We start from the raw sequence: 21,862 nt of genomic DNA, 5'->3' as shown, positions 1-21,862 counted from the left end.
CGACAGCGCTGCTGGTGACCGATCCTGGGTGAAACCTTGGGATCAATCCAACACCGCTGTCGGGTGAGTTGTCGAGAGTGATTGCGGGCGTACCGGGCACGGGTCGGCCTCCGAGCGGGATCGTGATAGCTCTGGGGATTCGTTGTGGCCGACACCGTCGGGCAGCGTTATCGGCTTCTCGGCGTGCAGGTCTCGAGCATCGCTGAGGATCCGGCTCACCGTGGTCCGGCTGGGTACGACCCGCCGGGCGATCTGAGACGGGTTCAGTCCTTCGATGTGGTGGAGGGTCAGGATCTGCGTCACCAGGTCGGGGTCGCGGCGACCGGCCCGATCGCGTGCGCACAGTTGCCGCGCCAGCGCGGACAGATATTCAGGTGTCCGCCCGTCGACTTCGGGCACCGTGCGCACAGTGCCGGGAGAAGGATCAGGTGCACGGACAACGAATGCCGGGGCCGTGCGCACGGTGCCGAGCGGGGAATCGGGCGTGCGCACGACAGGAGTCGGGGGTGTGCGCACGTCGATGTGTTCGTCCGCGGACTCGACGTATCCGTCGGCGCCGTCGCGATCATCGACAGCGGTGGACCCGTTCCCTGTGCGCACAGGGAACGGTGTATCGGTTTCTCCGTCGTCGAGGGTGCGGGAGCGAGCCAGCGACAACAGCGCAACGGTCGCTTGCCCCATGGACCCCTCGATTATGACGGGCCATAGCCAGGCTTCTCCGCGTGGTATCCCAGCGGTGATCGCAAGAGACCGTAGTGCAGTGAACGACAACCAGAACGCACCCGCAGCGATCATGACGGTCATGGCGGTGGCCAGCAGATAGGTGCCGCGAGCGTGGGCGTGCGCATGGGAGAGCACCGAAACCCCGTGCACGGCCGCGAGCAGCGCCACCGGCGGGATGACCGCCACGACCGCGGCGACAGCGGGCAACTGGGTGTCGTGCAGCACGGCCTGGGTGGCGTTGCCGGTGATGCTGACCGCGGCCGCAGTGATCAGAACTGCCCAGAAGAACGTGTGCGCACGCGGAGCCCCCGCAGACGCCGCCGGTGTGGCGCCGGGAACAGGCGTCGTGCGATCGACATCGATATCGGCCATGGTGCGTGCGATTCCTTCCGAACAGAGACGAGTGAGAGGACGGCATGCGCGAACGACGTGACACGCGACACAAAAGTTCTGGGCCACCCGCCCAACCTGGAACAGGCCCGCGTAGGGCGCTACACCGGACAGTCCATCGCGCTGACAGGAGCGCATGGCCATCGAGACCGCGGCTCCGGCCACAACAGGAAAGAGATATCAAGTCCGGTTAACGGTTAGGTGTGGTGTGACCGATGACCTGGACAACAAATGTGTTGCCGCGGAGACGATTCGACCGAGACGAAAGTGCCTATGATTGTTGATACTTAGATATAAGCAGTTATGCACTTAAAATCCGAGTCGGTACAGCCATGAGGCAGTGATACAAAGAGCACGTCACCTCATGGCTTGCGCTAGGTAGAGCACCAACACCTTCAGGGCTAGAGATTGTCCGTGGCCGCTTCTGCCTCAACCGGTTTGGTCCGGGCTACCCGATGCCGGTGCGTGTGGGGCTGCGGTGGCGAGTGGGTGGGGTTCTCCGGTGAGGTGGGCCACGGCGGTGGCGACTTCGGTGATGGTTGCGGTGGTGTAGATGCCGGTGACTCCGGCGCCGGTGTGGCTGTGGCGGGCGAATTCGCGGGCGATGGCGGTGCCGTAGTGGCGTTCGACCCAGGTGATGGTGGTGTGGCGTAGCCAGTGGATCGAGATGCCGTGGGTGTGGACCCAGGGCAGGTGTGTGCCGAGGCGTTCGAACAGGTGGTTGTAGCGGCGGCGGGTGATCGGGTTGCCGGTGCGGGCCCGCAGCAGTTGCTCGGAGGCGGCGGCGCCGCGGTGTTCGGCGTGGCGGCACAGGGCCCGCATCAAGGTGGGTGAGATCGGTTGCCACAGCTGGGTGCCGCCCTTTTCCCGCAGCAGGATCACCGACTGCACCGGGTCCAGATCCTGAGGGCGCAGCGCCAGGGCTCCGGCGCGGCGGCACGCGGTTTCGGTGTGCAACCGCAGCAGCAGGCTGTCGAGTTCGGGATCGTTGCCGGTGGTCGCGGCGACGTGCACGATCTGGGCGAGCAGGTCGGGGGACAGGGCACGACGGTTCGACCGTGTGCGTCGGGGTTTGGACAACCGGGTGGCGGGGTTGTCGCGGGGGTCGATGAGACGGCTGTCCTCGGCGTGCTTGTACAGCTTCCGCAGGGCGTCGATGACGTGGCGCACGACATCGTTGCCGCCGCGGTCGCTGCGCCGGATAACGCGGGTGGTGCGGATCTGTTCACACAGCACCTGCAGGTCCGCGGGGGTGGGTTTGTCGAGGCGGCGGTCTGCCCAGCCGGGTTGGGTGAGGATCTTGTTCCAGTAGGTGCGGTAGTGCTCGCGGGTGCGCCCTTCGGGCATGGATGACAGGACGGTGGGGATGTAGTCGGCGAACGTCGGTGAGGGACATGAGGTCTGGGTACCGGCACTACTGGTGAGGTCGGTGACTGTGAGGCCGAGTCGGTCCATCATCATCTGCACCGCGGCGATATCGGCGGTGGTGCGGGGGCTCATTGTGGGGTTCCTTCAGCGAAGCGGCGCGCGAGGATGTCGTCGAGGACGGTGGCGGGATAGACCACCAGCAGGGCGTGGTCGGGGTCGGCAGCGAGTAGCACGCGGTCACGGATGCGGATGCCCGCCGCGTGGCGTGTGGCGGCGGGCAGACAGATGTGGCCGTATTTGGTGACGCCACGGCGACCGTGCCCAGGGCGGGTGATCAAGACCAGACCGCCGGTCACCCGCCAGGACAGCAGGTCGCCGGGCCGCCAGCCCAGGGCGTCGACGATCGCTTTGTCGACAACGCGACCGTTGGTATCGACCGGGCGGATGCTGTACACGGCCGTCGAGCGTGCAGGTTGCTCGACCGTAGCCATCGGCAGAGCCGGGCCGGAGGCGAAGGTGGACGGATCGCCGAAACCGGGCCGTGCGGTGAAGGAGGGCAGCAGCGGCCGCAGTGTGTCACCGGTCACAATTTTCACCCCCGATCGGGGTGAAACCGCAGGTCGCAGCGTTGAGAAAAAAATGGGTGTCCAGGCAGCGCCTGAACACCGTTTCTGGGGCAAAACTGCGTCGTTTTTGTGTCCGGAGGGGGACTTGAACCCCCACGCCCTATAACGGGCACTAGCACCTCAAGCTAGCGCGTCTGCCATTCCGCCACCCGGACCGGTGTGCTCCGCAAGAGTATCGGATGGGTGGGTGTAGAACCAAATCGCGGGTCGGGCGTGGGGGTTCCGATCAGACCTGGGAGACCTGTGCCTGCCACATCCAGTGCAGTTGTTCGAGGCGGCCGGCTATTTCGATGAAGAGGTCCTGGGTCACCGGATCGGTCTTCTCGGTGGCGTCGATGCGCTCGCGGAGGCGGGAGATGACGGTGGCCAGGTTGTCGACGACGGCGTTGATGACGTCGGTGTCCTTCTGCCAGCCGTCGGGGAAGGCGAGACCGGCTTCCTTGGCGACCGTGGCGGCGCGTCCGTCGGGGCTGACGCCGATGGCGGTGGCGCGTTCGGCGGCGGAGTCGGTGTATTCGCGGGCTGCGCTCACCAGCTCGTCCAGGGCGAGGTGGACGGAGCGGAAGTTGGTGCCGATGACGTTCCAGTGGGCCTGTTTGGCGATCAACGACAGATCGATGAGGTCGACCACGGTGGCGCGCAGGGCGTCGCCGGTGATGCGCTGCGCTTCGGCGTCGAGGGTGCTCTTGATGGGGACGGACATCTGTTTGTGCCTTCCTCTTTGTCGATTCGGCCGTCATGACCCGTCATACCCGTTGGTGGACAGGTAAACCTCTCGTCTCGGGGTGGGTCCGGGGCGGGCAGATATGACTAAATCGTGACTTCACGGTCGGGTTACCCCGGTTCGCCGTGTCGAACGGGCAGGATCGTGTGGTGTGCGAGTACTGCTGACCGGAGCGGCCGGTTTCATCGGGTCCCATATTCGTCGTGCGCTGGTGGAGCGGGGGTACGAGGTCGTCGCGGTGGATCTCATGCTCCCGGCGGCGCATGGTGTGGGGGTGGCGCCGCCGGAGGGGGTGCAGCGGGTGGATGTCCGTGATGGCGAGGCGATGGACCGGGTGTTGCGCGGGGTGGATGTGGTGTGCCATCAGGCGGCGGTGGTCGGGGCGGGGGTGAGCCCGCAGGACGCGCCGGCGTATGCGAGTCACAACGATTACGGGACGGCCGTGTTGTTGGCGGCGATGGATCGGGTGGGCTGTTCGCGGCTGGTGTTGGCCTCATCGATGGTGGTCTACGGCGAGGGACGGTATCGGGGGCGGCGGTGTGGGGTCGTGGCGGTGGGGGCGCGGCGGCGGGAGGATCTCGCGGCGGGAATGTTCGAGCATCGGGTGGGGCAGGAGGTTCTGGAATGGGTTCCGGTGCCGGAGGACACGCCGGCGCGGCCGCGCAGCCTGTATGCGGCGAGCAAGGTGGCGCAGGAGAACTATGCGGCGGCATGGGCGTCGGCCACCGGTGGTTCGGTGACGGCGTTGCGTTACCACAATGTCTACGGTGACGATATGCCACGGGATACCCCGTATTCGGGGGTGGCGGCGATCTTCCGTTCCGCATTGGCGGCGGGCCGGCCGCCGCGGGTATTCGAGGACGGTGGCCAGATGCGCGACTTCGTGCATGTCGAGGATGTGGCGGCGGCGAATGTGGCCGCGGTGGAACGGGGGTTGCCGGGGTTCGTGCCGTTGAATATCTGTTCGGGGCGTCCGATCACGATCGGTGAGGTGGCCAGGACGTTGGCCGAGGCGCAGGGTGGGCCGGCTCCCGTGGTGACCGGACAGGTGCGGCCCGGCGATGTTCGGCATATCGTCGCCGATCCGACCCGGGCGCAGCGGCTGCTGGGGTTCACGGCGCGGGTGGATCCGGTGGACGGGCTCACCCGGTTCGCGTTCGCGCCGTTGCGGGCGTCGGCCGCGGTGGGGGCACCGAGCGTGTAGCGACAAAGATCGGTGCGGGGTCGATAGAGGGACGTTCCGGGGCGGTTGTACCGGTACGTTCGGCGGAGGTTTCTCGGCCGGTGTCGCCGCGTTTTCCTGGTGGGGCGGTGTTCATCGTCGGGGGTCGGTGGTTGTTTCGTCGGCCAGGCGTTGGAGATATGCGGCGAATCGGCAGCGGTCGTGGTCGGGCCAGGACGCGGTGAGTTCGTCGAAGCATCGGCGTTGCCAGGTGTGCGCTTCGGCGAGTAGGTGTCGTCCCTCGTCGGTGAGCTGTAGGACCACCCGTCTGCGGTCGTGGACGGAGTCGGCGCGGACGAGGAAACCGGCGGTGACCGTGTCTCGGACCATGCGGCTGGCGCCGGAGTGGTCGAGGCCGAGTTGGTCTGCGACGGTGGTGACGGTGACTTCGCCGCCCATGCGTAACCCGGCGTCGACGGCCTCCAGGACCTGGATGTATTGGATCCGACGCGTATCCGTGTCCGGTTCGGTCGGGGTCGTGGCGTAGGCCCGAGCGGCCCATCGGCGTGACCAGAAGCGGACCAGGCGAAACAGTGCCGGCCCACCATCGGCGGTGGGGTCCGTGGACTCGGGGGGTGGGATATTGCCGGTGCTCACTCCATCATCATATGAGTTTTGCACGTATATTTGTATGCATATCGCATATGAATAGGGCTATGAAGCCCTGGTGATCAGGAGGTTCGCGGTGTCCATCGTGCTGAATCACACGATCGTGCCGGCCAGAGACAAGCAGGCCTCGGCGCTGTTCTTCGCCGAGCTGATGGGGTTGTCGGTCTCGGCCCCGTCGGGGCCGTTCGTGCCGGTGGTGGTCAACGACGATCTGACCTTCGATTTCGACGATCGTGGACATGTGGAACCGGGGCATTACGCCTTTCTCGTCGACGACGCCACATTCGACGCCGTCCTGCACCGGTTGTCGATATGGCCCGACGTCGACTACGGATCCGGTCCGGAGAACGGGTGGGACCGGCGGATCAACCACCTCGCCGGTGGGCGGGGGGTCTATGTCCGCGACCCCGGCGGCCACAGCTACGAGCTGTTCACGGCCGTGCCCTGAGGTGGTGGGTCACGTCGCGAGGGAACGGATGGACTCGGTGACGGTGGCCAGGGCCATGAGCCGAACCGTGTCCACATGGGCGGGAACCCGGCCGGTGGCGGCGGCGACGAAGCCGTCGCCGTCGAATCGGGTGTGCGGCGGTGTCAGCGCTCGGGCCAGGCCGTCGTGCGCGCCCTGGGCGACGATCCGGCAGCCCATCTTGTCCAGGCGGGCATTGGTGACGACGACGCCGATCGTGGTGTGGGCCCGGGCGCTGTCGAAATGGAACGGGTCGACCAGTTGTGCGACCGCGTCCAGGGATATGTCGGCGGTGCCGTCATCGATATCGCCGAAGGCGTTCACCACGCAGATCGCGGCCACCACCAGATCGCCCAGCCGGCGCTGCGCGTATCCGATTCCGCCGGGTCGCCGGCCGGTCGGACCTCGCCAGTGCCCGGTGTGGACGCCGGCGCCGGCGCCGATACGGCCGGTGAGGAGCTGCTCGCCCAGGGTGGCCTGCGCGGCGGCATAACCGTTGTCGGCGGTGGGGCGGGCCGTCGGATCACCCGAGCCCAGATCGAAAACCGCCAGCGTGGGCACGATCGGAACCCGTCCGGCGGGGGTGGGCACGCCGCGGCCTTGCTCTTCCAGGTATCGCATCACACCGTCGGCGGCCGCCAATCCGAACGCCGAGCCGCCGGTCAGGACCACCGCGTCCACCGAGACGACCGCCTTCTCCGGCGACAGCGCATCCAGTTCCCGGGTCGCGGGAGCTCCGCCGCGGATTTCGCAGGAGGCGACCGTGCCCTCCGGGAACGTCACCACCGTGCATCCGGTCTCGCCGACCTCGTCGGTCCAGTGACCGATACGGACCCCGGGCACCGCGATCATCGCTCCACTCCCTCCGTGCCGTGTACGCCTCGCCATTCTCGCGAGTGGGGGAGCTGTCCGCCATGCCGACGCCTGTCGTCTCCGGGAACGCCCGTGCGATATCACCTGGGGACTATCACTTGGGGACGTGGCCGCGTGATCGTGTCGTACACGGTGGGGACCGGTGTGGTCGGTGCTCCCGCGTACCCTCGGGGCATGGCGGATACGGCGCTACAGCGCGACGACCCCGTCGGCAGGCTGGTCGAACTGGTCGAGGGCAAGCGGGTGGTGGTGCTCACCGGGGCCGGGGTGTCCACCGACAGCGGTATTCCCGATTATCGGGGGCCCGACTCCCCACCACGCAACCCCATGACCTACCAACAGTTCATCGGTGATCCGGCCTTCCGACAGCGTTATTGGACGCGAAACCATATCGGGTGGCGTCGAATGGACGCCGCCCGACCGAATCCGGGACACCGTGCCCTGGCACGTCTGGAACGGGCCGGTCTCGTCGTCGGGGTGATCACCCAGAACGTGGATCTGCTACACACCAAGGCGGGTAGCCGTCGGGTGATCGACCTGCACGGAACCTACGCCCGGGTGCGCTGTCTCGACTGTTCGACATTGATCTCGCGAATGACGCTGGCCGATCGGTTGGAGGCGGCGAATCCGGGTTTCGCGACAGCGGCGCTGGCCACCGGTATCGAGGTCGCGCCCGACGCCGACGCCGTGGTCGCCGAGACCGACCGATTCCGCATGGTCGACTGCGCGCGCTGCGGGGGCATGCTCAAACCCGATATCGTCTACTTCGGCGAGAACGTCCCCAAGGAGCGGGTCGCGGCGGCATTCGAGTTGGTCGACTCGGCGCAGGTGCTGCTCGTCGCGGGATCCTCGCTCACCGTCATGTCCGGGTTGCGGTTCGTGCGTCGCGCGGCCCGCAACGGCAGCGCGGTGGCGATCGTGAATCGAGGCCCCACCCGGGGCGACGAGCCGGCCACGCTTCGGTTGGACGCCGGGTGTTCGCCGGTGCTCACCGAACTCGCCGACCGCCTCCAGGCGCGCCGGCGCATCGCGGCGGGCGTTCCGACACCCTGCTCGTGAGGGCCGACCGTGTACCCGTGAGTCAGGGACGGGGTGGGAAGGGGATACGGTTCAGATCCTCGGCGACGACGATGCGTCCAGAGAAATAGCGGCCGGCCTCGGCGCGATGGGCGTCGAGGGTGCGGTAGCGCTGGGAGAAGTGGGTGAGGACGAGGGTGTCCACCCCGGCCTCGTCGGCGACGCGGGCGGCCTGCCCGGCGGTGAGGTGACCGTACTCCTCGGCGCGATGGGCATCGGCGTCGAGGAAGGTGGCCTCGATGACGAGCATGTCCACCCCCGAGGCCAATTCCAGGACGCCGGGGCACATCCGGGTGTCCATGACGAAGGCGAAACTCTGGCCCCGACGCGGTTCGCTGACCTCGGCGAGGGTGATGGTGCGTCCGTCGATGCGGACTGAGCCGTGTCGACGGAGCTCACCGATCCGCGGTCCGCGCACGCCGAGCGCGTCGAGGCGGTGGGGCAACATTCGGAGGCCGGCGGGTTCGGTCAGGCGGTAGCCGAAGGATTCCACGGGATGGGCCAGCGGTATTGCCTCGAGGCAGAACGGCGCGGTCGGCGCATCCAACGGGCCCGGCCCTGCCACCGGCCGCGGATGTAGCCCCACGGTCCGGTGGTAGGGAGTGGCCTCGCACAACCGCTCGAAGTAGGTCTGACCGGACGCCGGATAGTAGACGTCCACCGGGTGGGCGACACGATCCAGATTGATGCGCTGCACGATCCCGGGCAGCCCGAGACAGTGGTCGCCGTGGAAGTGGGTGAGGGCGATGCGGGTGATATCGCTCGCCGCCAGACCCGCGAACGTCATCTGCCGTTGGGTGCCCTCGCCCGGGTCGAACAGAATGCCCTCGCCACCCCAGCGCAGCAGGTAACCATTGTGGTTTCGCTGTCTGGTGGGTACCTGGCTGGCGGTGCCGAGGACGATGAACTCGCGCTGCGACATCAGCGCGCCTCTGCTGTGGCAATATACCCGCCCATGGTCGCCGGCATGGGGCGAGCTTAACCGGTTTCCGGCTCCGCCTCGGACTTGCCGCGCAGTGCGGGGAACTGGTCCTCCCGCCACTCGGTTTTCCGTCCGTCGCCCGCGTTCTCCCGGGCGCGTAATTCGACCCGGCGGATCTTTCCGGAGATGGTCTTGGGGAGTTCGAAGAATTCGAGACGGCGTACGCGCTGGTAGGGCGCGAGATGTTCGCGCGCGTACCGCAGAATCGACTCTGCCGTGTCCTTGTCGGGTTCGTGACCGGGAGCTAGCGCGATATAGGCCTTGGGCACTGCCAGTCGCACCGGATCGGGCGCGGGGACGACGGCCGCCTCGGCCACGGCCGGGTGTTCGATGAGGACCGACTCCAGTTCGAATGGGCTGATCTTGTAGTCGCTGGCCTTGAAAACGTCATCGGTGCGGCCGACATAGGTGATGTAACCGTCGGCATCGATCTCGGCGACGTCGCCGGTGTGGTAGTAGCCGCCGGCTGTCGCGGCGGCATTGCGTTCGGGGTCGCCCCGGTAGCCGGTCATGAGCGGAAGCGGTCGCTGCGCCAGGTCGAGGCAGATCTCGCCCTCGCCGGGGCCGGTGAGCGGTTCTCCGGTTACCGGATCGACCAGCACCACCGGGACACCGGGGAGGGCGCGGCCCATGGAGCCGGGTCGTACCTCGGAGCCGGGGGTGTTGCCGATCTGCGCGGTGGTCTCGGTCTGGCCGAATCCGTCGCGGATGGTCAACCCCCAGGCGCGCCGAACCTGTTCGATCACTTCGGGATTCAATGGTTCGCCCGCCCCCACCACTTCCCGTAGCGCGGCAGGTCGTTGCCCGAGATCGGCGTTGATCAGCATCCGCCACACCGTCGGCGGGGCGCAGAAGGTGGAGACCTCCCAGCGCCGCAGCCGCTCGAGCAGCGTCGCCGCGTCGAATCGGCGGTAGTTGCAGACGAAGACGGTGGCCTCGGCGATCCATGGCGCGAACAGACACGACCAGGCGTGTTTGGCCCAACCGGGGGAGGAGATGTTCAGATGCACGTCTCCGGGACGCAGACCCAGGAAGTACATGGTGGTCAGGTGGCCTACCGGATAGGAGACCTGGGTGTGTTCGACCAGTTTCGGGCGGGAGGTGGTGCCGGAGGTGAAGTAATACAGCAGCGGGTCACCGGGTGCGGTGCCGGGATGCGGGATCGGGTCCGCGATCACGGACGCCGCCTCCCGCAGGTCCGCCCACCCTTCGGCCGGACCCACGCTGATCCGACCGTAGTCGCCGGGCACTTCCGCGAACTTGCCGGTGTCGTCGGCATTGCAGATGACATACCGGGCCTGTCCGCGGGTGATCCGATCGATCAGCTCCGCCGGGCCGACCGCGGTGGTGGTCGGCATGATCACCGCGCCGAGCTTCATGATCGCCAGCATGGACTCCCACAGCTCGACCTGGTTGCCCAGCATGAGGATCACCGGGTCGCCGCGGCGCACACCCCGGGCCGACAACCAGGCGGCGAGCCGGTCGGAGGCGGTGGCCATTTCCGCGAAACTGCGCCGACATGCGGAACCGTCTTCCTCGACGATCACCAGGGCCGGTCGGTCGTTGTCCCGGGCGATCGCGTCGAACCAGTCCACCGCCCAATTGAATCGTTCGCCCAGGTCCGGCCAGCGAAACTCGGCGACCGCGCGCGGATGATCGCCGCGCAATGCCAACAACTGGTCTCGACTCGCCCGGTATGCGGCGGTCACGTCCACGATGACTCCTCGGTCTTCTTCCGACGACACTGTCGCCTCGAGCGTGCGCCGACGGCGGGACCGGCCGCTACCCACCCACGGGGGTAGCGGCCGCCGGCGGTATTCGGTATCTGCCACCATGGACCGCACCGACACGAGGCTCGGGAGTAGGTATGGACGATGATGTCGCGGTGCAGACGTGGGTCGACCGTCTGCTGCCCGAGCGCTTGCATCGACTTGCCAAACTGAGCGGTGCGCCCGTCGTGTTCGGTGGCACCACGTCCTCGGATGCGCGCCGGCTCGTGATCGGCCGGCTGGTCGGCACCTACGGAACCGGGCTGCACGGTCTGCCGGTGCGGATCGGAACCGGCTTGGGCGGCGGTGTGCTCCGCGACCGGGTGCCGCGCCGCGTCGACGATTATGCCCGCACCGCCGATATCACCCACGAATACGATCCCATCGTGGTGCAGCAGGAACGGCTCACCTCGGTCTTCGCCGTACCGGTCCTGGTGCGCGGCGCGGTGCGCGCCGTACTCTACGGGGCCGTCCGTGACCACCGGCCCATCGGTGATCGCGCGCTGCGCACTGCGGAGATCGTCGCCGATCAGCTGCGGCGCGATATCGAGGACAAGGTGCGCCCGGAGCCGGACGATCCGCTGACCGAGCTCGCCGCCGTCATTGCCGAAACCGATGATCCGGTATTGCGGGACCGGCTGGATCGTATCCACCGCAGGCTCGGCGGTGCTCCCGTCGTCCCGGCGAACGGGACGACGCTTGCGCCGCGCGAGATCGAGGCATTGCGGCTCGTCGCCGTGGGCGCATCCAATATGGAGATCGCCGCCCGGCTCGGACTCAGCCCGCAGACGGTCAAAACGTATCTGCGCAGCGCCATGCGCAAACTCGCCGTGCACAATCGCACGGCCGCCGTTCACGCGGCGCGTGTCGCGGGACTGCTGTAACCCACCCGGGTTCGGCGGTGGCCACGGGGTATTCGCCCGTGTCCTCGATACCCGCCGCGAGCGTAGGCCATGGCGGACGAGTTCGCGGCCGCGGCGATTAGGGTGCACCTCCATGAAGGCACCCTTCGGCCGGTTGGTGAGTCTGTCCCATGTCCACGATCCGCAGACCACGCCTCTGTATCCCGGTGACCCCGAGTTCCGGATCGACACCGTCGCGACCATCGCCACCGAGGGCTACTACCTGCGGTACGTGCAGCAGGGTGAGCACACCGGGACGCATTGGGGCGCGCCGATCCATTTCCACGCCGATGGTCCGGCCGCCGATGAACTCGACCCCGAGGATCTGCTGCTGCCGGCGGTCAAGATCGATGTGCGGGCGGCGTGCGCCCGCGACCGCGACCATGCGATCACCCGGGAAGATCTGCGGGAATGGGAGCGGGTGCACGGGTGTATCCCCGAGGGCGCCGCGGTAATCGCCTGGACCGGATGGGATGAGAAATGGGGTGGTCCGGAGTTCTTCGGAACCGGTGCGGCGGCCGGTCATCTGCCCGGATTCGCGGTCGACGCCGTCGAATGGTTGTTGGAGACCGGGCGGCTCGGACGCCGCGGGGCGCTCGGAATCGACACCTTCGGACCCGACGTGGGCACCGACGAGACGTATGCGGTGTCGAAATTGCTGTACGGCGAACACCGAATCGGTCTCGAATGCCTGGCCAATCTCGCGGAGCTTCCGACCACCGGGGCGTGGGTATTGGCCGGTGGACCGATATATCGCGGCGGTTCAGGTTCTCCTGCAACGATTTTCGCCTTGATTCCCTAGGTCGGTCGGTCCGGTGTGGGTGCTCGGCCTCCACTCTTTTGCATCGTGCATATGATGTGTACGACGCAAACCGATCCACCTGTGCCGTACTGAGGAGATTGTGCGTGGAGACCTCCCAATCCACCGTCCGCCCCGGCGGATTGCTCGCGGTCCTGGCCTTCGCCGGTATCGTGGCCTCGCTGACACAGACCCTGGTGGTGCCGTTGCTCGGCCAGTTGCCGCAGCTGCTGCACACCGAGGCCTCGAATGCCGCCTGGGTGGTGACCTCGAGTCTGCTCGTCAGTGCGGTTGTCACTCCGGTCTCCGGGCGGTTGGGCGATATGTTCGGAAAACGCCTGGTCCTGGTGGGTTCGGTGGTGCCGGTGGTCATCGGATCGGTGGTCTGTGCCCTGGCCTCGTCGCTGTGGCCGATGATCATCGGTCGCGGCCTGCAGGGCATGGGTGTGGGGATCATCCCCGTCGGCATCGCCGCGCTGCGTGATCTGCTGCCACCCCGGCGTCTGGGGTCGGGGATCGCTCTCATCAGCTCCTCGCTCGGCATCGGCGGTGCGCTGGGGATGCCGCTGGCGGCGGCGGTGGTCGAGTACAGCAGTTGGCGGGTGTTGTTCTGGGGGGTCGCGGGCCTGTCCGCGCTCTCGGGACTGTTGATCTTCGCGGTCATGCCGCGCATCGAAAAACACGGTCCGCGTGGACGATTCGACGTGCTGGGCGCGATCGGCCTGGGCGCCGCGCTGGTCTGTCTGCTGTTGGCCGTCTCCAAGGGCGCGGCATGGGGATGGACCAGCACCACCATCCTGAGCCTGTTCGGCGGGACGGTCGTGGCGCTGCTGGTGTGGGTCGGGTGGGAGCTGTGGACCCGCGACCCGCTGGTCGATCTGCGGGTGACGACCCGACCTCAGGTGCTGCTGACCAATGCCGCCTCGATCGTCCTCGGAATGGCCATGTACGCGCAGTCGCTGATCGTGCCGCAGTTGCTGCAACTGCCCGAGTCCACCGGATACGGGCTCGGGCAGTCGATGGTGCAGATGGGGCTGTGGATGGCTCCGGCCGGCCTGATGATGACCCTGATCTCCCCGGTCGGCGCTCGGTTGTCGGCGCGTAGCGGCCCCAAGGTCACCCTGATGACCGGCGCGGTCATCATCACCGCCGGTTACGGGTGTTCGTTGTTGTTGATGGGCACCACCTGGGGGCTGTTGGCGGTGACCATCATCATCAGCATCGGCGTCGGCTTCGCCTACGGGGCGATGCCCGCACTGATCATGAGCGCGGTGCCCGCCACGGAGACGGCTGCGGCCAACAGCTTCAACACCCTCATGCGCGCGATCGGCACCTCGGTGGCGGCGGCGGTGATCGGTGCGGTGCTGGCGGAACTCAGCACCACGATCAAAGGCCACTCCATTCCCACCGAGAGCGGCTTCCAGGCCGGTCTGCTGATCGGCTGCGGTGTCGCCGCGGCCGCCGCGCTGATCGCGCTCACCATCCCGGCCCGACGCGTTGTGACGGACGAGGCCGGAGTCCACGGGCAGGGCGGGCCGGTCGAGGTGCCGGCGGGGGAGCCGGCGACCACGGACGAAGCGGAATACGCGGGCGAGCTCGGATCGGGATCCCCGGCGCTCGTTGCGACGGCGAACGGCGCGGGGTCGTCGCCCTCCGCGGCGGTGGGCGTTTCACCGGCCGCCGCGGTCCATGGCGCGGTCGCCGAGACGGACGGGTACATTGCTCCGCTCGACGCGATGCCGCAGCCGGTCGGTTCCGTCGTATTCGGGCGGGTGCGCGATACCCGCGGGGCCGCGGTGGCGGGTGCGACGTTGACCCTGATCTCGACCTCCGGTCGCCAGGTGGGTCGCACTCGGTCCCGCACCGACGGATACTACGAACTCGCCGCACCGGAGCCCGGTTCCTATGTGCTGATCGCCTCTGCCGAGGGACGGCGCCCCGACGCGTCGACCGCCACCCTCGGCAACCGTCCCCTCGCCTGCGATATCACCTTGGACGCCATGGCCGGTGTCACCGGCACGGTGACCAGGTCCGACGACGGTTCGCCGGTTGTGGGAGCACGGATTTCGGTGCTGGACCAGCGGGGCGAAGTGCTGTCCTCCGGTGAGAGCGACCCCATGGGCCGTTTCGAGGTGGGGGAGCTGTCGGAAGGCGAGTTCACGGTGGCGGTGAGCGCGCTCGGATTCCACCCCACCGCCGTCCCGGTGCGGGTGACCGGACAGGAGGCCACCGTGCTGGATGTGCTGTTGCGACCAGGGGTGCGACTGGCGGGCGTGGTGCGGACCCGCGACGGTCGGCCGCTGGAGGACGCTCACGTTATCCTGACCGATGCACGGGGCGAGGTGGTGGACACCCTGACGACCGGACCCGATGGGTCCTACACCTTCGCCGACCTCGACGAGGGTATCTACACGGTGACCGCCACGGGCTACGGGCCGGAAACGATGCAGGTGCAGGTGCGCGACGCGGATGTCACGGGTGTCGACGTGGAGTTGGGTCACCGTTCGTCGGTCCTGCCGGCCGCGCGCAACGCCGAGCTCGATGCCGACCCGATGGCGCGGCAACGGTCCGACACACCCCTCTGATCCCCGCACGAATATCGGCCGGTTGTCTCCGGCCACTCGGATGGGGGGTGTTCATCGATGCGGGCGGCGATGCGGGCGGCGCGGTCGGTGGGTGGTCGCCGAAGCGATACGGCTGTGGTGCCGACCGCTGCGAAGCGTCCCACGTGGTCACCGGTGCGGTCGGCGAGTGCGCCCTCGCCGGTATCGTGTCACCGGTGGCGCTCCCCCCGATCGGAGGGGCGAGAACGGGTATCGGCCGGCGGAGTCGGCCCGGCCCGCAGATGCGCGACCGTGAAGTAGAGGGTGATGGATGACGGCGCTGAAGGCGAAGACCGGGAACGACCGGCCTGCGGTTCTCGTGGCCAATCGAGCCGAAATCGCCGTACGATCATGCGCACCGCTCGGGAACTCGGTCTGCGCACGATCGCGGTGTACTCCACCGACGACACGGCGGGCGCGCATGTGCGGGCAGCCGATGAAGCAGTACCTCTGCCGGGTGCCGGGGTCGCCGCCTACCTCGACCGGGAGGCCATTGTCGCCGCGGCCAGGGAAGCGGGCGCCGATCTGATCCATCCGGGTTACGGATTCCTCAGCGAGCACGCCGAATTCGCGCGCCTGTGCGCGAAGGCCGGCCTGTCCTTCATCGGCCCGGATCCGGCGGCGCTGGAGTTGTTCGGCGACAAGTCCACCGCCCGCGCCACCGCGCGGGCCGTCGGTGTACCCGTACTACCCGCCGTCGAGGGACCGGCCGACGTGGAACAGGTGCGGGCCTTTTTCGCCGAGCGGTCCGACGGCATCATGATCAAGGCGCTCGCCGGTGGTGGCGGGCGCGGTATGCGCGAGGTGCGTAGCGCGGACGCGCTCGACGACGCCTACCGGGCGTGTGTGGCCGAAGCGGAACTAGGTTTCGGTGATCCGGCGGTCTATGCCGAAGCCTTGATGCCCGCACCGCGGCATATCGAAGTTCAGGTCGTCGCCGCGCCCGGAGCGTCGGGGACGGTGGCGCTGGCGCTGGGCGACCGGGATTGCAGTTTGCAGCGCCGACATCAGAAGGTCGTGGAAATCGCTCCGGCGCAGCATCTTTCGTCCGAGTTGAGGCGGGCGCTGCACGAGGCCGCGGTGCGGGTCTGCGCCGGGGTCGACTACCGTGGGGTGGCCACGGTCGAATTCCTCGTTTCGGGACAACGTTTCGTCTTCCTCGAGGTGAACCCGCGAATCCAGGTGGAGCATACGGTTACCGAGGAGGTCACCGGGGTCGATCTGGTCGCGGTCCAGTTCGCGATCGCTCGAGGCGCCGGTATCGAGGAGCTGGGTCTCCCGGACGGGGTGCGCTCGGATTCCGGTGAGGGGTCCTCCGACACCGTTGCGCCCGCCCACGGTGTCGCCGTCCAGGTTCGCGTCAATGCCGAGTCCCTGGCCGCCGACGGTTCGGTGCGTCCGACCGCGGGCACGTTGACCGCCTTCACCCCGCCGACCGGACCCGGGGTGCGTGTGGACACCCATCTACGGCCGGGTGAGACGGTGAACCCGCGATTCGATTCCCTCCTCGCCAAGGTGGTCGTGCACTCTCGCGTCGACCTGTCCGCCGCATTGCGCAAGGCCCGAGCGGCGTTGGACGAATTCGTCCTCGTGGGTGTCGACACGAATCTGGGGATGCTGCGCGCGCTATTGGCCGACGACCGACTGAACGGGGAGGTGACCACCGATCATCTGGCCGAACGACTGCCGCGCCTGTTGGTCTCGGCCGGTATTTCGGCACCGGCCGCCGACTCCGACCCGGAGTCCGACCACGAGACGATTCGCGCGGGGATGACCGGTGTCGTGGTCGAGACGGCCGTGGTGGGGGCGACGGTGGCCGCAGGCGGAGAAGTGGCGTTGCTCGAGGCCATGAAGATGCAGCATGTGGTCGCCGCCCCCGATTCGGTGCGGATCGAGCGGGTGCTGGTGCGGGCCGGACAGACCGTCGGTCCGGATACCGCCTTGGTGGTGGTGAGTCCGGTCGACACCGACCCGGACGCGGTGGATGTCGCCGACGAGGTGGATTTCGATACCGTCCGTGACGATCTGGCGCAGGTGCACCAACGCCACCACATCACCCTCGACGAGGCCCGCCCGGCCGCCGTCGCCAAACGGCACGCGCTGCATCGGCGCACCGCGCGGGAGAACATCGCCGACCTGGTGGACGCGGGCAGTTTCGTCGAATACGGGGCGCTGACGGTGGCCGCGCAACGCGGTCACCGCACCGAGGAGGATCTGATCGCCAATACCCCGGCCGACGGTCTGGTGGCCGGGTTGGCGACCGTCGGCGCGGACCTGTTCGGACGCGCCGCCGAGGTCGCGGTGCTGTCCTATGACTACACGGTGATGGCGGGCACCCAGGGACTGAACGGCCACGCCAAAACCGATCGGCTCCTCGATATCGCCGCCCGCCGCGGTATCCCGGTCGTCCTGTTCACCGAGGGCGGCGGGGGCCGGCCGGGAGATTTCGACGGGCAGCGGACCGCCGGCCTGGATCTGCCGACCTTCCGGGCATTGGCCGAACTGCGGGGTCGGGTGCCGTTGGTGGCGATCGTCTCCGGCCGGTGCTTCGCCGGGAACGCCGCGCTGGCCGGAGTATGCGATGTCATCATCGCAACACCCGATGCCAATATCGGGATGGGTGGACCGGCCATGATCGAAGGCGGTGGGCTGGGTGTCTTCCGCCCCGAGGACATCGGACCGGTCGAGGTGCAGCGCCGCAACGGCGTCATCGATATCGTGGCCGATGACGAAGCGCACGCGGTGGCGACGGCCCGCCGGTACCTGTCGTATTTCCAGGGTGATATCCCCGATTGGGCGGCGCCCGATGCGCGAGCGGCCCGGCAGGCGGTCCCGGAGAACAGATTGCGCGCCTACGATGTGCGCCGAGTTCTCGAATCCATCGCCGATGTGGGGATGGTGCTGGAGCTGCGCCCCGACTACGGGGTGGGGGTCGTCACGGCGCTCATACGGGTGGAAGGGGTCGCCTACGGCGTATTCGCCAACGACTGTCGACACCTCGGCGGGGCGATCGACGGTGCGGCCGCCGACAAACTCACCGATTTCCTGACCTTGTGCCGAGAGCACCGGCTGCCGGTGGTGTCCCTGTGCGACACCCCGGGATTCATGGTCGGCCCGGATGCCGAACAGGAGGCCACGGTGCGGAGGTTCGGTCGTCTGTTCGTGGCCGGGGCCCGAATGAGCGCACCGTTCGGCATGGTGATCCTGCGCAAGGCCTACGGCCTGGGAGCCATGGCCATGGCGGCCGGATCCCTGCGCACCCCGCAGTTCACCATCGCCTGGCCCACCGGGGAGATCGGTGCCATGGGTCTCGAGGGCGCGGTGCGTCTCGGATTCCGCAAACAACTCGAGGAGATCACCGATCCCCGGGAGCGGGCCGAACTGTTCGACCGGCTGGTGGAGACCGCATACGCCCATGGAAAGGCGCTCACCGCGGCCACCACCTTCGAACTCGATGATGTGATCGACCCGGCCGATACCCGCAGATGGATCGCCCGCCTGGCCGATTCCCGGCCCGGATTCCGGTGATCCGGCGTGGCCACAGCACTGTTCGTGGGACTGAGCACCCTGGATATCGCCTACGCCGTGGACAGCTACCCGGCCGAGGACACCAAAACCCGGGCCAGGGATCAATTCCTGGGCGCGGGTGGACCGGCGGGCAATGCCGCGGTCGCCCACGCCATCCTGTCCGGCGTGTCACCGACCCTGCTCACCGCACTGGGCCGCCATTATCTCGCCGAGGTGGTGCGCGGTGATCTGCGCACCCACGGGGTGACGGTTGTCGACACCGCACCGGAGCGCACCGAACCGCCGCCGGTGTCGTCCATTGTCGTCGCCCTCGGCGCGCAATCGCGAACGATCGTCTCGCTCGACGCCTCCCGGGTTCACGTGCCCTTCGACCCCGAGTGGGCCGCGTATGTCGCCGACGCCGACCTGGTGCTCGTCGACGGACACCTCCCCGAGCTCGCGGTGGGTATCGCGGGCTGCGCGAAGGAATCGGGTGTTCCGGTGGTGCTCGACGCGGGTCGGTGGCAGGATGTGCACACCCGACTGCTACCGCTGGTCGATATCGCCATCTGCTCGGCCGCTTTCGTCCCACCCGACCCCGATCCGGCCGACGATCCATTCGACCATCTGCATTCGCTCGGACCCACGCGGGTCGCCATCACCCGCGGCGCGGAGCCGATTCGCTATTCCGATGCCGGTCGGCGCGGCGAGATCGAGGTGGTGTCCGTCCCCGGCGCCGACACCCTCGGCGCCGGGGACATCCTGCACGGGGCGTTCTGTTTCCACTACCCGCGCAGCGGCGATTTCGTCGACGCCCTCCGACGCGCCTCGGCCGTGGCGACGCTGTCGTGTCGCTCGTTCGGCACCCGGCAATGGGGGCGACACCTCAACGAACTACCCGCCTGAGCGAACCGTCCGCCCCGGTGCGCAGCAGAAGATCGGCGCGGTCCCGGCCGGCGGCGATCAGACGGGCATTGGGCAGATCGTTGTCGCGGACCATCGCGCGGGCTCGGCGCGCGGTCTTCCCGCCGGCCGTATGCCGCCGCAGCAGGCGCTGTTCGAGCAGCGACTCCGGGGCGTCGAGATACCACACCGCGTCCAGATATTCACGGACCTCGCGCCACCCCGGACGGTCCAACAGCAGATAGTTGCCTTCGACGATCGCAATGGTATGTCGGTCGAAGACCAGCGCGTCCGGGACCGGGTCGTGCAGGGCCCGATCGTAGACCGGCCACGGCACCGGTTCACCCGGTGGCGTATCGCGCAACCTTTTCAACCGGGTCAGGAAGCCGGTGACGTCGAAGGTGTCCGGTCGGCCCTTGCGGTCGAGCGCGCCCCGCCGCTCGAGTTCGCGGGTGCGCAGATGGAAACCGTCCATCGGGGCGACCTGTGCGGCCGGGCCGATGGCCGCGGCCAGTTCCGCGGCCAGGGTCGATTTACCGGCGCCCGGGGGACCGGTGATGCCGAGCAGATGGCGTCGGCCGGTTCCCGCCGTCGACCGGACCCGCGACGCGAGACGTGTCGGCGACACCCTGTCGTCGCCGGTGCCGCGCTCATCGGTCAGAGCGGCCCCCATTCGGTGGCGGCGCCGCCCCGGAACGCGGCGAAGGAGGCGTCGAGGTCGCCGGTGGCGCTACACATCACCTGCGTGCGGTTCTCGATATCGAGGGCGTGTCGCAGACTCGGGGAATCGACGGTCTGCCACATGGTTTCCTTCGTCATCCACACCGCGAGCGGGGAGTGTCGCGCGATCTCCTCGGCCTTGGTGATCGCCCGGGGCAGCAATTCGTCGGCGTCGACCGTTTCGAGGACCAGCCCGATACGGACGGCTTCCTCGGCGTCGAAAACCCGGCCGGTCAACATGAGCTCCGCCGCCCGGGACGCGCCCACCAGACGCGGCAGGTGATAGCTGGTGCCCATATCGCACGCGGAGATACCGTGCCGAATGAATACCGCGCCGAAGGTCGCCGTTGGGCTCGCGTAACGGATATCGCAGGCCAGGGCCAGGGCGAAACCGCCGCCCACGGCGGCGCCGTTGACCGCGGCGATCACCGGTTGCCGGAGCCGGTGGATCTTCTCGAAGGCCGACGCCATCAATTCCTGCGTGGCCAGGGTCCGAACCACCGGGGTGCGGACCCTGGCCAGCAGGGCGGCGGTCGGGCCGGCGTCGGTCGCGGTGAAATCCTCAGGGTTGGCCTTCAGGTCGGCGCCGGAGCAGAAACCGTCCCCGGCGCCGGTGATGACGATCGCGCGAACCTCCGGTTTGCCGTTGAGGTCGTCCAATACGGTGTGCAGTTCGGCGACCGTCTGCGGATCCAGCGCATTGCGTCGATGCGGACGGTCCAGGGTCAGCACGACGACACCGGAGGACAGATATTCGACGGATACAGCGGACACGACCATCCCTTTCCCGGAAGCGGTGACGGATCAGCGGGCGACGGCGCCACCGTCGACCAGGAACGTCTGCCCGGTGATGTAACTGCCCGCGTCCGAGCACAGCAACAGCGCGGCGCCGACCATCTCCTCGGGTTTCGCGATCCGACGCAGCAGGGTCTGCTCGGCCATCGCGGCAATGAACTCCGGCGGATTCTTGCGCACCATATCGGTGTCCACCGGTCCTGGGGCCATCGCGTTGACGCGGATCCCGTCGTCGGCGTACTGGGCGGCCATGGACCGGGTGAGCGATACCAGCGCGGCCTTACCGGCCGCGTACAGGGACAGAGCGGGAGCGAATTGGAATGCCGCCACCGAGACGAAGTTCAGGACGGCGGCGTGGGCACTGGCCCGTAGCTGCGGCAGTGCGGCCTGTACCAGGAACAACGGCCCCCGCACATTGACCCCGAACGATTTGTCGAAGGCCTCGGGAGTCATCTTGCCCAGCTGTTGGGCGAGCGCGTTGGCCGCATTGTTGACCACGATATCGATACCACCGAACCGGTCGACGGTGGTGTCCACCAGCGTCTGCAACTCCTCGACACGCCCGAGGTGGGTTGCGACACCGAGGGCCTCGGCGCCCGATTCCCGCAGTTGCGTCTCGGTTTCGCGGCAGGCTTCGGCATTGCGACTCGCCACCACCACCGTCGCCCCCGCGGCGGCGAAGGCCTCCGCGAGTGTCCGCCCGATCCCCCGAGTGCCCCCGGTGATGATCGCGGTCCGTCCGCTCAGGTCGAACAATTTCTGTAGGGCGCTCTTGTCCACGCCGATCAGCCTCTCGTTCCACGG

The 21,862-nt window shown here is 68.0% G+C and carries 18 protein-coding genes, 1 tRNA gene and 2 pseudogenes; 9 read left to right on the top strand and 12 right to left on the bottom strand.

The genetic code is table 11. From position 1 onward, the window contains the following. Nucleotides 1–42: 42 nt before the first annotated feature. The 5 genes from ON32_RS27285 to ON32_RS20605 all read right to left on the bottom strand — a co-directional run bounded on the left by ON32_RS27285 (nt 43) and on the right by ON32_RS20605 (nt 3,810). Complete coding sequence (locus ON32_RS27285) at nt 43–1,095, bottom strand: DUF2637 domain-containing protein (RefSeq protein WP_051133503.1); 1,053 nt, start codon at nt 1,093–1,095, stop codon at nt 43–45. Nucleotides 1,096–1,542: 447 nt separating this feature from the next. Next, nucleotides 1,543–2,613 carry a tyrosine-type recombinase/integrase gene (locus ON32_RS20620; RefSeq protein ID WP_051133502.1) on the bottom strand — a complete coding sequence of 357 codons (1,071 nt, stop codon included), beginning with the start codon at nt 2,611–2,613 and terminating at the stop codon, nt 1,543–1,545. Next, on the bottom strand, nt 2,610–3,068 hold the full coding sequence (locus ON32_RS20615) for an AbrB/MazE/SpoVT family DNA-binding domain-containing protein (protein WP_157224263.1): 459 nt from the start codon (nt 3,066–3,068) through the stop codon (nt 2,610–2,612). Before ON32_RS20615 ends, ON32_RS20620 begins: the two co-directional genes overlap by 4 nt. A gap of 109 nt (nt 3,069–3,177) precedes the next feature. Further along, nucleotides 3,178–3,262 (bottom strand) — tRNA-Leu (locus ON32_RS20610). Between the two features lie 71 nt (nt 3,263–3,333). Continuing rightward, nucleotides 3,334–3,810, bottom strand: coding sequence for a Dps family protein (locus ON32_RS20605; protein WP_040792572.1), 477 nt, complete (start codon nt 3,808–3,810; stop codon nt 3,334–3,336). Between the two features lie 172 nt (nt 3,811–3,982). Here ON32_RS20605 and ON32_RS20600 point away from each other — a divergent pair, with 172 nt between their 5' ends. Next, nucleotides 3,983–5,035 (top strand): NAD-dependent epimerase/dehydratase family protein, encoded by a 1,053-nt coding sequence (locus ON32_RS20600; protein WP_040792571.1) that lies wholly within the window; start codon nt 3,983–3,985, stop codon nt 5,033–5,035. A gap of 111 nt (nt 5,036–5,146) precedes the next feature. Here the strand turns inward: ON32_RS20600 and ON32_RS20595 are convergent, their stop codons facing one another. After that, nucleotides 5,147–5,650 (bottom strand): MarR family winged helix-turn-helix transcriptional regulator, encoded by a 504-nt coding sequence (locus ON32_RS20595; protein WP_083874679.1) that lies wholly within the window; start codon nt 5,648–5,650, stop codon nt 5,147–5,149. 88 nt (nt 5,651–5,738) lie between these two features. On the opposite strand from ON32_RS20595, the gene ON32_RS20590 reads away from it, so the two are divergent. After that, entirely contained in the window at nt 5,739–6,110 is a 372-nt protein-coding gene (locus tag ON32_RS20590; protein WP_040792641.1) for a VOC family protein, read from the top strand. A gap of 9 nt (nt 6,111–6,119) precedes the next feature. Here ON32_RS20590 and ON32_RS20585 read toward each other — a convergent pair whose 3' ends face one another. Next, nucleotides 6,120–6,980, bottom strand: coding sequence for a P1 family peptidase (locus ON32_RS20585; protein WP_040792570.1), 861 nt, complete (start codon nt 6,978–6,980; stop codon nt 6,120–6,122). A gap of 195 nt (nt 6,981–7,175) precedes the next feature. Here ON32_RS20585 and ON32_RS20580 point away from each other — a divergent pair, with 195 nt between their 5' ends. Further along, nucleotides 7,176–8,060, top strand: a complete 885-nt coding sequence (locus tag ON32_RS20580) for an NAD-dependent protein deacetylase (RefSeq protein WP_040792569.1) — start codon at nt 7,176–7,178, stop codon at nt 8,058–8,060. 22 nt (nt 8,061–8,082) lie between these two features. Here the strand turns inward: ON32_RS20580 and ON32_RS20575 are convergent, their stop codons facing one another. Next, nucleotides 8,083–9,000 carry a ribonuclease Z gene (locus ON32_RS20575; RefSeq protein WP_040792568.1) on the bottom strand — a complete coding sequence of 306 codons (918 nt, stop codon included), beginning with the start codon at nt 8,998–9,000 and terminating at the stop codon, nt 8,083–8,085. Between the two features lie 56 nt (nt 9,001–9,056). After that, on the bottom strand, nt 9,057–10,775 hold the full coding sequence (locus tag ON32_RS20570; protein WP_040792640.1) for an AMP-binding protein: 1,719 nt from the start codon (nt 10,773–10,775) through the stop codon (nt 9,057–9,059). 152 nt (nt 10,776–10,927) lie between these two features. On the opposite strand from ON32_RS20570, the gene ON32_RS20565 reads away from it, so the two are divergent. The 6 genes and pseudogenes from ON32_RS20565 to ON32_RS20540 all read left to right on the top strand — a co-directional run bounded on the left by ON32_RS20565 (nt 10,928) and on the right by ON32_RS20540 (nt 19,546). Continuing rightward, complete coding sequence (locus ON32_RS20565; RefSeq protein ID WP_051133500.1) at nt 10,928–11,713, top strand: helix-turn-helix domain-containing protein; 786 nt, start codon at nt 10,928–10,930, stop codon at nt 11,711–11,713. 112 nt (nt 11,714–11,825) lie between these two features. Continuing rightward, nucleotides 11,826–12,533 carry a cyclase family protein gene (locus ON32_RS20560; protein ID WP_040792567.1) on the top strand — a complete coding sequence of 236 codons (708 nt, stop codon included), beginning with the start codon at nt 11,826–11,828 and terminating at the stop codon, nt 12,531–12,533. Between the two features lie 104 nt (nt 12,534–12,637). Continuing rightward, nucleotides 12,638–14,026 (top strand): annotated as a pseudogene (locus tag ON32_RS30275) (MFS transporter); the annotation flags it as partial. A 240-nt stretch (nt 14,027–14,266) separates the two neighbouring features. Continuing rightward, the gene (locus tag ON32_RS30270) at nt 14,267–15,115 is read left to right on the top strand and encodes an MSCRAMM family protein (RefSeq protein ID WP_245551193.1); all 849 of its coding nucleotides are present in this window, start codon (nt 14,267–14,269) and stop codon (nt 15,113–15,115) included. 289 nt (nt 15,116–15,404) lie between these two features. Continuing rightward, a pseudogene (locus ON32_RS20545) lies at nt 15,405–18,661 on the top strand (acetyl-CoA carboxylase family protein). 6 nt (nt 18,662–18,667) lie between these two features. Beyond that, on the top strand, nt 18,668–19,546 hold the full coding sequence (locus ON32_RS20540) for a PfkB family carbohydrate kinase (RefSeq protein ID WP_040792565.1): 879 nt from the start codon (nt 18,668–18,670) through the stop codon (nt 19,544–19,546). Here the strand turns inward: ON32_RS20540 and ON32_RS20535 are convergent. The 3 genes from ON32_RS20535 to ON32_RS20525 are packed head-to-tail and all read right to left on the bottom strand — an operon-like array spanning nt 19,527 to nt 21,838. Next, complete coding sequence (locus ON32_RS20535; RefSeq protein WP_051133499.1) at nt 19,527–20,216, bottom strand: nucleoside/nucleotide kinase family protein; 690 nt, start codon at nt 20,214–20,216, stop codon at nt 19,527–19,529. The genes ON32_RS20540 and ON32_RS20535 overlap by 20 nt on opposite strands. Beyond that, a complete protein-coding gene (locus ON32_RS20530) occupies nt 20,201–21,043 on the bottom strand; it encodes an enoyl-CoA hydratase/isomerase family protein (RefSeq protein ID WP_051133498.1) in 843 nt (280 codons plus the stop codon). Before ON32_RS20530 ends, ON32_RS20535 begins: the two co-directional genes overlap by 16 nt. A 24-nt stretch (nt 21,044–21,067) precedes the next feature. Further along, on the bottom strand, nt 21,068–21,838 hold the full coding sequence (locus tag ON32_RS20525; RefSeq protein WP_040792564.1) for an SDR family NAD(P)-dependent oxidoreductase: 771 nt from the start codon (nt 21,836–21,838) through the stop codon (nt 21,068–21,070). Nucleotides 21,839–21,862 lie beyond the last annotated feature (24 nt).

It is taken from the genome of Nocardia paucivorans NBRC 100373, assembly GCF_000308675.1.
Lineage (GTDB): Bacteria > Actinomycetota > Actinomycetes > Mycobacteriales > Mycobacteriaceae > Nocardia > Nocardia paucivorans.
The sequence above is the reverse complement of the archived record's forward strand: the minus strand, read 5'-3'. Positions and strand labels throughout refer to the sequence as shown.